We start from the raw sequence: 13,383 nt of genomic DNA, 5'->3' as shown, positions 1-13,383 counted from the left end.
CGTGGGTGCCGGCCCGAGCCACGCTCCGTAGGACAGGAAGCTGTCCGGGAGGCGCCGGTGGGCGGCCTCGAGGCCTGCGTACGTCTCGCGTACGGTCGGGTGGTACTTCGCTTGCTGCGGAGCAGCCTGGCGTGCCTTGAGCAGGCTCTCGAATGAGGCGTCGAGGTTACCCGTCCACAGCAGGGAGCGGGCGACCTCCGCATAGTGGTGGCTGGTACGGGAGTTGGGCCAGTCCTTCGGGATGACCGTGGTCCGGGCTGCCTCGACCGATTCTCCGTATTGATCCAGCTCTGCGAGGACAGAGACGCGGTGCACGCCCACGTTGGTCGGCCCGAAAGCGAGCCAATGAACTTTCATGGCCTCGCCGGTCTCGCCCGCGATGTGCTCGGCCTCCCCGAGGTGCGTGTGAGCCTGGTCCGCGTCGTGCGCGCGGCCGGCCAGCACCGCGGCGCCGAGGTGGAGTTGTCCGGTGACGACTCGCCGTTCACGGCTGGCCTCGGCCTGTTCCAGGGTGGACAGGCCGAGACGGACGAGGCGGTTTCCCGTGCGGTATTTCCCTTCGCGCAGGTAGGTCAGCGCGCGCAGGTACTGGTGCATGCCGCCGAGGATGGCGTCTGACCCGCGCTGGGCTGCCCAGTCGAGCCGGGCCAGGGAGAGCTGGGCGAGGTCGGGGTATCCCAGCTTCGCCGCAACGTCGTAGGCCGTGCGGTAGAGGCTCGCCAGGGTCAGCCACCCTTCCCGCGTCCCGGCAGTGTGCGCGGCGGTCGTTGCTTCCTCGATGAGGCCGGCGACGCGGGACGCGGCGCTCTTGACGTTCCCCGCCCGTACATCGGCGCAGAGCTGTTCGGCCTCGCGGTGCAGTTCCTCCGGCCGACGCGCGCGGATGTCGGGGTCCGGCCCCAGGTCGTACACGTCCAAGGCCTCACGGATGGGCCTCATCAGCACGTCGAGTTGGTCGGCGCGCAACTCGTTCGCGTAGGGCTGCCCCTGGATGGTCGCCACCTCTACGCGCAGTGCGCGGGCGCATGCCCCCCACGACGTGAGGCGAGGCGGGGATGACGCCTTGTTCGGCCTTCGTCAGGGTGCTGTACGGGATGTTCGCAAGCTCGCTGAGGGCTTTTTGCGTCAGGTGCCGTTCGCGGCGTAGACGCGCGATTCGCGTACCGGTGTGGTCTTGCGGCAGAGCATGCATACTGGCTCCTGTTCTGCTTCGACACCAGGACGGTACCCCTCGATCGGCTTCGTGGGGCACGGACGGACCCCGCTCCCCCGAGGAGCGGGGTCTTCCGCTATCGGCCCATCACGTCGTTGGCCTGTCGACAGGGTTGCGCACAGGGACCTTGTCGAACGGGTTCTTCTTCGCGTCCTGAGCCGGGCAGACATAGACCTAGCGGGGGACGGATGAGCCCTCGGCCCATCGGCCCGCCCGCTCAAGCTCCTCGTCTGTGGCGTCGTTCGCGGTGAGGCCGGTGGCGCCGCCTGCGCATAGGCTATGGAAGGTGATAGGTCGGCCGTCGTCCACCAGCCCGGCCTTGGCGAACCAGTGCTGCACCCGCTCATTGATGGCGTGCCCCGAAGTGGCGGAGCCCGCGCGGCCCCCTGCGAGGAGACAGGTTGACCGTCAGTCCCCAGTCCGGCCGCGCCGAACCAATGCTTCACCCAATCGTTGACGCTCTGCCTGTGGAGGTGCAGACCGGAACCGTGTGCCAGCTGTACCTGGCCCCGCCAGCGGGCACCACACTGCTGCTCAGCGCGGACGAGAAGGCTGAGATCCCGCCTCCCGCCGCTACCCAGCACGCCTGCGTTTCCCGCATGCTGCAAGAGTTCGGGCTGCCCTGCGCGAAGGCACCGAAGCTCTGCCGCACAGACCTGGACTGAGCGCACCCACGAAACCTGAAGGGTCACCGCATGGCCACGGCACCCACGATCGAACTGCGCACGTTCACCGACCTGAGCCCCATACGCGGCAACGTGATCGACGTGTACGCCGAGGTACGCGCCCCGCTGCTCCACTTGCCGAACTACGCGGTCACCACCTTCGGTGAGTGACTCGACCGGCACAGTGCCGAACCCGGGTTCGCGGTCGTCCTCGCGTACGCGGACGGGACTCCGGTCGGCTACGTCTACGGCAACCGCATCGAGCACGGTGACCGGTACTGGCAGCGCACCGCCCCGGAGCCGGCGCAGGAGTACACCAGCCGCCCGGTCGTTCCGCATGGAGGGTGGTGGCCGCAAGTGGTCCGCGAGGGTTCGGCTGGCGGACCGTGGTCGCACCGTTTTCGGGGGCACGTCGCAGCACTCCGGTTGATCGTCGAGGTAGTTGGTTCCCCGGCTACGGACGATCGTCCGCCTGAGGGGGAACACGCGGGAGGAACCCACTTCCTCACCTCCTGAGCCTTGCGTGACGAGTTGCGGTGGGTGGCTGAGCGGTGGCCAGGCGGGTCACACCATGGTCGACTCCTTTGTGTCCGCCCGAGCAGCTGCCGCCGATCCGGGGGCGGACGTCGGCTTGGGACCACCTTCGCTGAGGCCGTACCGCGCGTGGAACGTGCGCAGGAAACCGGGCGCGTACCAGGCCGAGCTCCCCAGCAGACGCATCGCGGCGGGGACGAGCACGCCGCGGACGGCGAGGGCATCGATGAGGATGGCCAGTCCGCTACCGAGGCCGAACATCTGTATGAAGCTGAGTTTGGCGGTGCCGAAGGCGAAGAAGCTCACCGCGAGCAGGAAGGCGGCCGCGCTGACGATGCGCCCGGTGTGGCCGAGGCCGTTGACCACGGCGGTCTCGTTGTCCGCTCCCTGGTCGTGGAATTCCTTGATCCGGCTGGTGACGAAGACCTCGTAGTCCATCGAGAGGCCGAAGCCGATGCAGAACATCAGCACGGTCATCGTGAGCTCCATCGGCTGGGCGGTGAAGCCGAGCAGTGAGGAGAGGTTGCCGTCCTGGAAGATCCAGGTCATCACACCGAGGGTGGCACCCAGGCTGATCAGGTTGAGGATCAGCGCGCGCAACGGCTGCACGACGCTGCCGGTGAACAGGAAGAGCAGCAGGAAGGTGCTGAGGACGACCAGGGTCACGGCCAGCGGGAGTTTGGCGGCGATGGATTCCTTGGCGTCGACCAGTACGGCGTCGTTCCCGCCGACCAAGGGGTCCGTCCCCGGGGGCGGAGCCACCGAGCGCACCTGCTCGACCAGGCTCTCGGCCGCCTCCGACTTCGGCGTCAGGCTGCTCACCACACTGATCCGCTGTGCGTCGGGCCGGCCGAGGGCGGAGTCGGCCGGGCCGGTCGCGGCGGGCCGTCCCGCGCTGTAGGTGCCCGCGCTGGTCTCGACACGCTCGACGCCCTTGAGCGCGGCCAATCGCCCCGCGTACGAGGCCAGCGGGGCTTCGGCCACGGAGGTGTCGATGGTGATGAAGATGGCCGAGTCCTCGCTGCCGCCGAACTCCTCCCGCAGGACCTGCGAGACCTGGCGGCTCTCGGCGTCCTCGGGCAGCACGCGTTCGTCCGGCGTTCCGAAGGTGATGTTCAGCAAGGGGCTCGCCGCCAGCAGCAGCACGGCGAGAACGGGCACCGCTGTGAGCACGGGCCGCCGTGTGGCGGTGCGCGCCAGCCGCCCCCACACGGATGCCTGAGCCTCGGAGCGCCGCAACTTCGCCCACGGCATCCGCCCGCCGTTGACCCGGTGCCCCAGAACCTTCAGCAGGGCTGGCATCACGAACAGGGTGCTCAGGGCGGCGATGGCGACGACGCCGACCCCGGCGAAGCCGAACGAGCGCAGGAAGTACTGCGGGAACACCATGAGGGCTGCCAAGGCCGCCGCGACGGTCGCTGCGGAGAAGGCGACGGTGCGGCCCGCGGTGTGCATCGTCCGTCGGACGGCGTCGTCCACGCTCACACCGACTGCGATCTGTTCCCGGAAGCGGCTGACCATCAACAGGGCGTAGTCGATGCCCAGTCCGAGACCCAGGGCGGTGGTGAGGTTGGTCGCGGTGTCGGCCACGTCGGTGACGCTGCCGAGCAGGAAGAGTTGGGCGAACGAGCCGATGACGGCGATGACGGCGATGACGAGCGGCAACAGCGCCGCGACGACGCTGCCGAAGACGATCAGGAGCAGCACAAGGGTCAGCGGTATGGCGATCGCCTCGGCGAGGATCAGATCCTCGACCACCTGGTTCGACAGGTCGGCTCCTACAGCGGCGCCTCCTCCGGCCCGGACGGTGAGGGTGTCCTTGTAGGAGCCGCTGTAGGCGTCCAGGATCGCGATGGCGCTTTCCCGCTGCTCGGTGGTGTCTCCTTTCACGTGGGCGAGCACCGTGGCTTCACGGCCGTCCTCGGAACGCAGGTCCGGGCTGTTCGTCTCCCAGAAGGAGACGACGTTGCTGAGCCGCTCGTCCTTCTTGAGCTCGGCCACCAGGTCCTGACCGTTCTCCTCGGCGGCGGGGGTGTCGATGCGGCCGTCGGGGGAGCGGACCAGCAGGACGAGGTTGGTCTCGCCGCCGAACTTGTCGGCAATGACGTTCGCTGCTCGCGTGGAGGGGGAGGCGGGGTCGTCGAAGCCGCCTCCCTTCAGCTTGTCGAAGGCGCCGGCGCTCACTACGCCCATCAGTGCCACGGCCAAGGCGGCCACGACCAGCACCAGTCGGGACCGGCGGATCGCTAAGTCGGCCATACGTTCGAACACGAGTGGATCTCCTCCAGGGTTCTTCGGGGAAAGACGGGAAGTGGCAGCTGGGCGAGAAGCCGGCGGAACGCGTCACAGAGCCTTCTTCGCCCCGGTGGAAGGGTGCGCGATGACGCGCTCGTCGCCGCCGGGAACGACGCTAATAAGGCAGCGTGTTTTTGAGCAGAAGGAGATTTACCTAACACTGTTAGGTTTTTCGGCGGGTGTGGTTCTCTGATGACTCATCCCGGCAACCGCCTTAAGATCGCCGCATGTTCGCCGAAGAGCCCGCGACGGTCCTGCCGTCCCTGCGCCAGCGACGTCGAGCCGTCGCTACTCGAGAGATCGTGGACGCCGCCGAACGCCAGATCGCCGAGCACGGGCCGCACGCCCTGTCCCTGCGAGCGGTCGCCCGCGACCTCGGCATGACCGTGCAAGGGCTCTACCACTACTTCCCGAACAGGGACGCCCTCGTCACGGCGTTGGTGGCCAAGGCGTACGACGACCTGGCCGATGCCGTGACGGCAGCCGTCGACGCAGCGGCCGACGAACCGGCTGCACGGCGGTTCCTGGCCGCCACCGAGGGCTATCGCCGCTGGGCCGTCACCCACGTCGAACGATTCCAGCTGCTGTACGGCGCACCGCTGCGCCATTACGAGGCACCTGCCGAGGGCCCGACCACCCAGGCGATGCGCCGACTGAGCATGGTCTTCCAGCGAGAGATGTTCGATGGGTTCACCACGGCACAACTCGCCGCAGCCGACACCCGGGCGCTCTCGCCGGCTCTGCAGGCGCACCTGGAACCCCTGTTTCCGCATGGCTTGGAAACCCTGCCGCCTTCCGCAGCCGCTCTCCTCCTCGGCACCTGGGGGCACATGCACGGCATGGTCGTCCTGGAGGCCTTCGGGCACACCTCCTTCATCGGCGAACATCAAGCGGAGATCTTCCGCATGGCCATGCGCGACCTGCTGGAGGACATCCATCGGCGGATCCCCACGCAGCCCCCGGGGACACCGGCTGCTTGAGGGGCGGCGCTGGAAGCGCGGCGGCCGCATGGACGGCTGACCCGGTTCCGCACCGATGCCGGCACTGACGGGACGAATGCTCCCGGTGCTGACGACCCCTGGACCAGGCACGCGGGGGCGCAGGCCCCGGTCAGTGAGGCACTGCCGTTCCTACTGACACGCTGTGACCTGCCGGCCCTCGCATCGGCCAGGACGGGTGCCGTCAGAGTTCCATCAAAGCCGTGGGTGCCGCCATGAGGCAGTCGTCAACGAACGGGCTGATGTGGCCGACAGACGAGCTTTCCCCCGCCGTGGATGAGCGACGCGCGGCAGCTCGCCGATGGCAAGGGCACCTCGTTCGCGTACGACGACCAGGGCAACCTGTGGAAGGTGAAGCCACTGGCAGCTGCACCTACGACGCGCTGGGACGGGTGGAGACGGTCATGGAGGGCCGCGGCATCACTGATTCCGAGAACCTACGAAGGACGCGTGTGAACAGGCGGTGCGTGAAGTTCAGAGAGCCCCGGGGCGATCCGTGGCGGCGAACTGATCAACGACATCGCGAAGTTGCTCAAGGAAGTCGCACAGACCGGCGGCCGCGGCATAGAACTCGTCGTTCCAGGATGCAGTCCTGGACTTGTGGACCGTGCCGTTGGCCGCGAGAGCGAAGAGATTGCCGCCGCCGTCGCTCCCGAAGATGAGTCCATGATCGCCATTCTCAAGGGGAACCGCGCCGTACTCGTCCAGGTGCGCAGTCACGGTAGAGGGCGGGCGGATGAAGTACCCGTTGCCGATGTCGGGCAGAGACACGCTGTCGATTACGGCGAAGAGCGACAGCAGGGCCACACATTCCGACCGGTGGTTCGTCAGGAGGGTGACCGCGGCCCGCGTCTCATCGTCGGCCAGCGCCACCTCGTTGTCCCCCGCGGGGTAGCCGTGCGTCTCCTCGAAGGTTTCCATCAGCTGGCTCGCGCCTTGTGAAACCTGTTGACACCACGCATGTAGCCAGGATGAATCGAGACCACGCTCAGGCATGCAGGAGTCCTCTGGAGTCCGTGGGTGCACGCCCCTTGCGTGCGGCCTCACCATCTGATGGGCGGATCAGGATGCGGGTGCGGAGGAGGCTGAACGAGACCCGGTCATACATCGCTCGCTTGAGCGTTTTGACGCGGTTCACGTTCCCTTCGACAGCTGTCGGTCTAAAACTGACGATCATCGTTGACACCTGGGTCTCCGATCACTACGGAGATCCACATGCCCAAGTCCAGTCCCGCCACCCCGCCGCTTGACCGTGAGGCCAAGCGGCGCCTGGCCGTCATACGCCATGTCGAAGAGGTCAGCGGCAACTCGCGCTGTCCTGCCGGTACTTCGGGATCAGTCGGCAGGCTTACTCCACCTGGTACCGCCGCTGCCGGGCCGGGGGCGTCGAGGGCCTGCGCACCCGCTCCAAGGCACCCAAGACATCCCCGAACGCGACGCACGTCGAGGTGGTCGGGAAGATCATCTATCTCCGGCAGAACTACCACTTCGGCCCGGAGAAGATCGCGATGTACCTCAAGCGGTACCACGACGTGACGATCAGCAAGTCAGGCGTGTGGCGGATCCTCGACCGGCTGGACATGGGCCGTCTGCCGGCCTCCCAGCGCTACAAGCGCCACGACCGCAGACGGAAGCGGTACGAGAAGCAGCTGCCCGGCCACCGGGTGCAGATCGACGTGAAGTTCATCGAGCCGCTCGCCTCGATGCCCCAGGAGCGCCGCGGCGGCCGCAACGAGTACTTCCAGTTCACCGCGATCGACGACTGCACCCGCCTGCGCGTGCTGCGGATCTACCCGACGCTGAACCAGGCCACCGCGATCCAGTTCCTGGACTACGTCCTCCAACGTCTGCCGTTCCAGGCCGAGGTCGTCCAGACAGACAACGGCGCCGAGTTCCAGTCCGCCTTCCACTGGCACGTGCTCGACAAGGGCATCGCCCACACCTGCATCAAGCCCCGCACCCCGCGGCTGAACGGCAAGGTCGAACGCTCCCACCGCATCGACGCCGAAGAGTTCTGCCGGCTGCTCGACGGCGTCATCGTCGACGACGCCGAGGTCTTCAACGACAAGCTGCGCGAATGGGAGGACTACTACAACTACCATCGCCCCCACGGCGGCCTCGACGGCCAGACCCCCTACGAACGCCTCAAGCAGAAGACCACGACCCAGGCGTAATCGAAGATCGTCAGTGGCACACCGACAGAAGTGAACGAAGCCAGCCGTTTCTGCGGTAACGCGACGGCACGCGAAATTGCCGTCCGGGCGAGCCGTCTGCTGGCTGCCACCTGACCTGCCTCCACGTCGAGCCGCTCCGCGAGGACGGCCCGGTCAGTCAGTTCAGCTAAGAACAAGCTGCCTGGCGTCATGGAGGACCTGAAAGCATCCGGTTCAGCCACAGCGCCGGGGCAGGGGGGGAGCGACAGATCCGGGCCATGAGGTGAACCGGTGAGCTCTGGCAGTCTCTGGACTTCGAACAAAGCGCGTGGCATGATCACGGGCACCAGGTACGCAACACCTGGTAGTCGCGATAGCGTCACACTAGTGACCTCATAGATCTCCCTGCCGACAGGTAAGGGGGTCCCCTTCTGAAGGAGACTCCTATTCCTGCCGTTTCTCATTCCGTCAAGCCCACGCAGTGGGCCAACTATCGGCGTGCGGTCGTGGACATCGCCTTCCCTGCGCACAGCGTCCGTATCGCGCCTTTGGTGCACACACGGATCTGACGTACGGCCGTCAGACCAGAACGCGGCGTGGCCCACCACTCGAGGCAGCCGACTCACCGCCTGGCATCCGCGAAACCCCGAGGCGAGACCTGCTGCCCAACACCATCGCGGGTAGCACATAGTGGAGCCACACAACACCGATCCACTGAGCACCCATGGAGCAGGCGGCCGTGACGACCGTGTACAGCGAACCTTCCACCGAGCGCCTCCCCGGGCGGGCCTGGACCGTCCGGATCGTCGGCCACGGCCGGTCCTCCGCCTCGGTCACCTGCAGCACGACGGCGTGCCGGATGCCGCCCCGCTCCGAGGACCTCACCGCGCTGCGGGCCTTCGCCGCCCGGCACGCCGCCGCCCACGCGAAAGCAGCCACCGTCCGCCCCAACGCCTGGTGCCACTGCGGCTCCCAGCACTGCGGCGCCCACCCCGACACCAAGACGCACTGCGCCGGCGCCGTGCTGCTGATCCTGCGCCACGACCCGGTCATGCGCCGGGTCTGGAGCGTCGAAGAGGTCTGCGAATCCTGCGCGCCGCTGATCCCGAACGCCACCGTCCTGGCCCGGGCCGAACGACCGCGCCGCACCCCCGACCGCCCCACCGCGCAGGCGCCGGCCTCCGCACGGCCGGCCATCGCGGGCGGCTTCTCCTCGCCCGCCGCCCTGGGCGACGGCGAGCCCACACCCACGCGACGCTCCCGACGCAGCACCCAGCGCTCGGGCCGCCGCCGTTTTGTGCAGGGCCGCTGACAGGACAGGAAACCCGCGCCCTGTGAGATCGTCGTGCCCATGATCGAGTCCTGGGTGATCGCCGGCGACGCCCCTGTCCGTGTGTCGTGCGAGACGGTGCTGGACACCCTCCGGGCGAGAATCGACAGCGGGCGGCTTGAGACGTGGTGGACCAGTTCGGCCGGACGATCGCTGGCCTTCGTGACGAACACCGAGCGTGCGATGGTGATGCTGCTCGAAGGAGAGGGAGATCCCGGCGAGCATGCCGTGGACCCGCAAGCCGAGGGATCCAGCGACGGGTTCGTCCTCTCCAACGGGCAGCACGACGAGTACCCGGACCATGACACCGTCCGCATCGATGAAGCGTTCAGGTGTGTCAGGCACATTGTCAGCACGGGGGTCTGGCCCGCAGACGCGCGCTGGGTGGCTGACCGCTGAGACGACGGTCCGCCCGAAGACAGCTCGCTGCGGTGCTCGTAGGATGCCTGGATGCCCAAGCTGTTACGGACGGGCCGCCGCATGTGGGCTGCCGCGTGGGCGGTGCTGTGCGCGGCCGGTATAGCCACCACCGCCGCACTGAACGCCTCCCCGGCGCATGACCCGCAGCCCCAGGAGCCCGGGAAAACCGTCAGCGCCGAGTGCGCCGAGTACATCGCGGTCATCGAGACGCAGCTGGCCAAGGCCAAGGAGGAAGGCAAGGACGACGGCCTGCTGACCTTCACACGGAACCGGGCCGGCGCGGACGACTGCAGCGACGAGCTCCGCGACCACTTCAGCGGCGACCGGAGCGCCACGACAAAACCAGAGCCGCAGCCCACACCGCCGCGGGTGTACTCATCCTGCCTGGCGGCCGACACCAAGCCGACAATCGCAGGCGACGACGCGTGCGACGGCCGATGAAGAGCCGCTGCAATGCCCGTGACTGTCCCGCCCCGTTGATCCGAACGCCACCCTCCTGGCCTGGGCCGAACGGCCATGCCACACCTCCGACCGCCCCACCGCGCAGACGCCGGCCCTCGCGCGGCCGAACATCACGGGCGGCTTCTGGGGCTGGCGAGCCGGTGAACTGGTTGCGGCTGCCGCTGATCGACCGTCGGAACTCCGGCCGACGGTGAACGTCGTGGAGATCACGCGGTCCACGGGTGCCCCTACGTCTTTGGACAAGCTGGCCGGGTGTTGGTGCGGGGCGTCTGGAACGATGTGTCCGTGCATGCTGAGGATCAGGTCGGCGAGGGTGTCCCCGCAGAGCTCGCGGGACTCTTGACCGTCGGGGTCGTCCACGACGCCATCAGGTCGATCCAGGGGCCGTACCGCGAGGAGACGGTCGTTCTCTCCGCCCTGGACAACAGCCTGGTGCTGTTCACCGTGGCCGAGCTGCTCCACACCGTCCGCCTCACCATCAGGAACCAGACCCTCGACGGCCTGATCGCCGGCATCCGCAAGGTGCTCATCGTGACGGCCGAGGCAGAGAAGTCCTTCCGGTGGAACGTCCAGGGGATCGAACTGCTCACCCCAGCGGGGCTGATCTTCGTGATGGCAACAGCGGTGTACGTGTGGCGGCGCTCGACACGGCCGGGAGACTACTTCCCGCTCCAGGAGACGCGGCGCTCCCCGTCGCCGGAGCCGTCACCCACCTCGGTGCGCGGGTCCTGATCCGTCACCTTCCGCAGTCACGGCCGCCCGTACCCGCTGCTCCTCGCGAGCGGAGCCGACGTCCCGTTCCAGGGGCGTGCGGCTTACTGCTGTCGCGAGGTCCTCCAGGGCCCGCTTCTGCAATTCCGCCCCGCGCCGTAGTACCGGGCTCCGGTCCCCGGCGGCGCCCTCCCACGCGTGGAGCGCCTCCTCCACGCGCCCCCAGTCCGGATTCCTGTGTTCGCGCACGTCGACTGCTGCCTGTGCGGTGTCCGCCTTCAGGGCCTCGGCGAGCCGCTCCGCCTCGGGGACGAAACGGCTGTCGGCCCGCGGGACGTGGCTCTCCATGAGCATCGCCGCCCTCTCGAACCCCTTGAGCGCCTCCTCCGCCTCCTCCGCCTCGCGCGACGTCAGACCCCTGGGGCGGACCGGTTCCTGCCTTGCCTGGTCGTGGGCCTCCTGCCAGGCGGCACGTGCCTCCCTGCTCGCCAGCAGGGCCCTGCGCATCTCGGCGCGATGTTCCCGGGTCGGTTCGGCGTAGCTGCGGAGCACTGCGGCCGCGTAGCGGCCGTTGGCGGCGAGCCAGTCCGCAAGCCGGCCCGGCAGTCGGGGGGTCTCCCATGCGGGGAACACCACGTACGCCAGCATGGCCAGGGCCCCGCCGAGCAGGGTGAGCACCACCCGCTCCGGGACCGTCTGCGCCCATGCCTGACCGCCCATGCCGAGCAGGAAGACGACGTACGCGGCAGTGAAACACTGAGAGTAGGCGTAGCCGGTACGGATCAGCGTGTACGACAGGCCCGCCGAGACCACCGCCAGCGCGCCGAACACGTGGGCGTCCGGACCCAGGGCCCGCACCATCCCGGTGGCGAGCGCGACCCCCGTCAGGGTCCCGGCGAGACGGGCCACCGCACGCGCGTACGTCCGGTGGAAGTCCGGCCGCATCACCATCACCGAGGCGATGGGCGCCCAGTAGCCGTGGTCCAGGGGTAGCCGGGAAGCGATCAGATAGCCGAGCGTGGCCACCGCCGCCAGGCGGACGGCGTGCCGGAAGACAGGCGAGTCCCGGCGGAGCTCACGGCGTACCGCCCGGACGACGACCGGGACCAGCCGGAACATTGTCGGGCGCACCAGGAACTGGGCGCTAGCGGGGTCGGGCGGCGTAGGCGTCTTGTCGCACGCGCCGCTCCCGGCGATCTCCAAGGCCTCGGCGAGCAGTTCCACGAGCCGCTCGGCGGCCTGCCGGGCGGGGCCCTCCAGTACCTCGTGTTCCTCGTCGACGCGCAGGACTTCCACGCTCCGGGGCGGCACCTCGGCGGGAGTGCCGCGGCGGATCGAACGGGCGGCCGCGTCCAGGACGTCGGCGGCCGCGTCGAGCAACTCCCGCGCGCGGTCCCGCCCGGATCCCTCCGCCGGGGCGCCGACGTCCGGGTCGGCGAGCGCCGCGACGACCGGCAGAATGCGCTCGGCGAGGCCCCGGGGGCCGTGAAGGACGGGGGGACGAGTGCGGGCCTGTGATGGCGTCACGGCAGCCGCGTCCCGGGCCGTCATCAACGGCTCTGGGTCGAACGGGGCGGTCGGGTCGTGCCGGAGCCGGCGGGCGTAGTCCGCCACGGCGGCCAGGGCGTCGGCGAGCGCGTCACGATGCGCCCCCCAACGGCGGATCGGGAACAGCAAGATCAGCACGGCCTGCACCGCGCCCCCCAGTGCGATGACCCCGGCGTGCTCCAGGGCTCGCTCGACGCTCGTGGGCAGGGTGATGGTCACCAGCATGCTGCCGACCGTCGTCGCCGCGACGATCCCAGCGGTCGATCCGAGGGCCCACGCCATCCCCGAGGCAAAGGCCCATACGGCCAGCAGTGGGAGGAACGTCACGAGTCGCCCCGCTGCCAGGTAGCCCACGAAGGTGCTGAACGCCAGACCCACGCCCGCGCCGAGCGCGACCACCTTGCGTGGGCGCCAGCTGCGCTGGAAGGTGGCCCCACCCGCGGAGTAGGCACCGAGGGCGGCGGACGCGGCATAGGCAGGGGAGACCAGCCACAGCGCCGGCCCGATGACGATCGCCACCCCAGCCGCCGTGCGCAGCGCGAGCAGGGGCTCCAGCCGCGTCTCCTCGATCGTGAGCCCGGATCGCACGACCTCCCCGAAGGCCCGCAGCCACGTCATGGTGTGAGCCCGGCCGGAACGCCCTGCCGGGTCGCGTTGGCCTGGCCGAGGTGCGGCTGCCGGGCAAGGAAGCCTCCCGCACGGCCCAGGAACTGAGCGTCGGTGAATACGCGACACATCAACATCCGGCCTCACCAGCCCTGGGGCCCGCCTCGCACTGCGTGTCCGGCGGGGACTTCGCCGCCAGTTTGGCGAGCATGGGTTTGACGGGTGGTGTCACCGGCACATCCGTGGCTTCGATGTCAGGAGCGGGTTCAGACCCCGCATGTCGAGGACGCTCCCGTCAGGCTGGGCGGGGGCCGCGGTCCGTCCTGCCGGGCCGGACGCGGTGATCGCCGCTGGTCCGGCCCCGGCCGGGGCCGGGGCCGGGGCCGGACGTCGCTCCTCGGTCGGCCCCGTCCTGTGGGGAGCAGGCGGGCGGCGGCCCTGTGGCTCC

10 protein-coding genes and 2 pseudogenes are annotated in these 13,383 nt (G+C 69.0%); 8 read left to right on the top strand and 4 right to left on the bottom strand.

Features of this window, described 5'->3' with window-relative positions; all coding sequences use genetic code 11:
• Positions 1–12 precede the first annotated feature (12 nt).
• Positions 13–1,192: pseudogene (locus tag ACH4F6_RS39515) on the bottom strand (helix-turn-helix domain-containing protein); the annotation flags it as partial.
• A gap of 488 nt (positions 1,193–1,680) precedes the next feature.
• Between ACH4F6_RS39515 and ACH4F6_RS39510 the strand changes: the two are divergent.
• Both ACH4F6_RS39510 and ACH4F6_RS39505 read left to right on the top strand, forming a co-directional pair.
• On the top strand, positions 1,681–1,878 hold the full coding sequence (locus tag ACH4F6_RS39510; RefSeq protein ID WP_397965498.1) for a hypothetical protein: 198 nt from the start codon (positions 1,681–1,683) through the stop codon (positions 1,876–1,878).
• A gap of 30 nt (positions 1,879–1,908) precedes the next feature.
• Positions 1,909–2,211: pseudogene (locus ACH4F6_RS39505) on the top strand (GNAT family N-acetyltransferase); the annotation flags it as partial.
• A gap of 231 nt (positions 2,212–2,442) precedes the next feature.
• Here ACH4F6_RS39505 and ACH4F6_RS39500 read toward each other — a convergent pair.
• A complete protein-coding gene (locus tag ACH4F6_RS39500; RefSeq protein WP_397965497.1) occupies positions 2,443–4,683 on the bottom strand; it encodes an MMPL family transporter in 2,241 nt (746 codons plus the stop codon).
• Between the two features lie 251 nt (positions 4,684–4,934).
• Here ACH4F6_RS39500 and ACH4F6_RS39495 point away from each other — a divergent pair, with 251 nt between their 5' ends.
• Positions 4,935–5,687, top strand: a complete 753-nt coding sequence (locus ACH4F6_RS39495) for a TetR/AcrR family transcriptional regulator (RefSeq protein WP_397965495.1) — start codon at positions 4,935–4,937, stop codon at positions 5,685–5,687.
• 492 nt (positions 5,688–6,179) lie between these two features.
• On the opposite strand, the gene ACH4F6_RS39490 is transcribed toward ACH4F6_RS39495, so the two are convergent.
• Positions 6,180–6,626: a hypothetical protein gene (locus tag ACH4F6_RS39490; RefSeq protein ID WP_397965494.1), complete on the bottom strand. Its 447-nt coding sequence runs from the start codon at positions 6,624–6,626 to the stop codon at positions 6,180–6,182.
• 392 nt (positions 6,627–7,018) lie between these two features.
• Here ACH4F6_RS39490 and ACH4F6_RS39485 point away from each other — a divergent pair, with 392 nt between their 5' ends.
• The 5 genes from ACH4F6_RS39485 to ACH4F6_RS39465 all read left to right on the top strand — a co-directional run bounded on the left by ACH4F6_RS39485 (position 7,019) and on the right by ACH4F6_RS39465 (position 10,802).
• Entirely contained in the window at positions 7,019–7,879 is an 861-nt protein-coding gene (locus ACH4F6_RS39485) for an IS481 family transposase (protein WP_397965520.1), read from the top strand.
• Between the two features lie 718 nt (positions 7,880–8,597).
• Positions 8,598–9,170 carry a hypothetical protein gene (locus tag ACH4F6_RS39480; protein ID WP_397965492.1) on the top strand — a complete coding sequence of 191 codons (573 nt, stop codon included), beginning with the start codon at positions 8,598–8,600 and terminating at the stop codon, positions 9,168–9,170.
• A 39-nt stretch (positions 9,171–9,209) separates the two neighbouring features.
• On the top strand, positions 9,210–9,587 hold the full coding sequence (locus ACH4F6_RS39475; RefSeq protein WP_397965490.1) for a hypothetical protein: 378 nt from the start codon (positions 9,210–9,212) through the stop codon (positions 9,585–9,587).
• Between the two features lie 51 nt (positions 9,588–9,638).
• Complete coding sequence (locus ACH4F6_RS39470; protein ID WP_397965489.1) at positions 9,639–10,049, top strand: hypothetical protein; 411 nt, start codon at positions 9,639–9,641, stop codon at positions 10,047–10,049.
• 306 nt (positions 10,050–10,355) lie between these two features.
• Positions 10,356–10,802 carry a hypothetical protein gene (locus ACH4F6_RS39465; protein WP_397965488.1) on the top strand — a complete coding sequence of 149 codons (447 nt, stop codon included), beginning with the start codon at positions 10,356–10,358 and terminating at the stop codon, positions 10,800–10,802.
• Here the strand turns inward: ACH4F6_RS39465 and ACH4F6_RS39460 are convergent.
• The gene (locus ACH4F6_RS39460; protein WP_397965487.1) at positions 10,776–12,947 is read right to left on the bottom strand and encodes an FUSC family protein; all 2,172 of its coding nucleotides are present in this window, start codon (positions 12,945–12,947) and stop codon (positions 10,776–10,778) included. The genes ACH4F6_RS39465 and ACH4F6_RS39460 overlap by 27 nt on opposite strands.
• Positions 12,948–13,383: the final 436 nt, after the last annotated feature.

The sequence above is a fragment of the Streptomyces sp. NPDC017936 genome (assembly GCF_044328485.1).
Taxonomy (GTDB): domain Bacteria; phylum Actinomycetota; class Actinomycetes; order Streptomycetales; family Streptomycetaceae; genus Streptomyces.
This window is presented reverse-complemented; position numbering and strand designations above follow the sequence as displayed.

Bases quoted from the DNA above. Each gene is read 5' to 3' on its own strand.
- ACH4F6_RS39460 (WP_397965487.1), bottom strand. From the start codon at position 12,947: ATGACGTGGCTGCGGGCCTTCGGGGAGGTCGTGCGATCCGGGCTCACG.
- ACH4F6_RS39470 (WP_397965489.1), top strand. From the start codon at position 9,639: ATGCCCAAGCTGTTACGGACGGGCCGCCGCATGTGGGCTGCCGCGTGG.
- ACH4F6_RS39495 (WP_397965495.1), top strand. From the start codon at position 4,935: ATGTTCGCCGAAGAGCCCGCGACGGTCCTGCCGTCCCTGCGCCAGCGA.
- ACH4F6_RS39490 (WP_397965494.1), bottom strand. From the start codon at position 6,626: ATGGAAACCTTCGAGGAGACGCACGGCTACCCCGCGGGGGACAACGAG.
- ACH4F6_RS39475 (WP_397965490.1), top strand. From the start codon at position 9,210: ATGATCGAGTCCTGGGTGATCGCCGGCGACGCCCCTGTCCGTGTGTCG.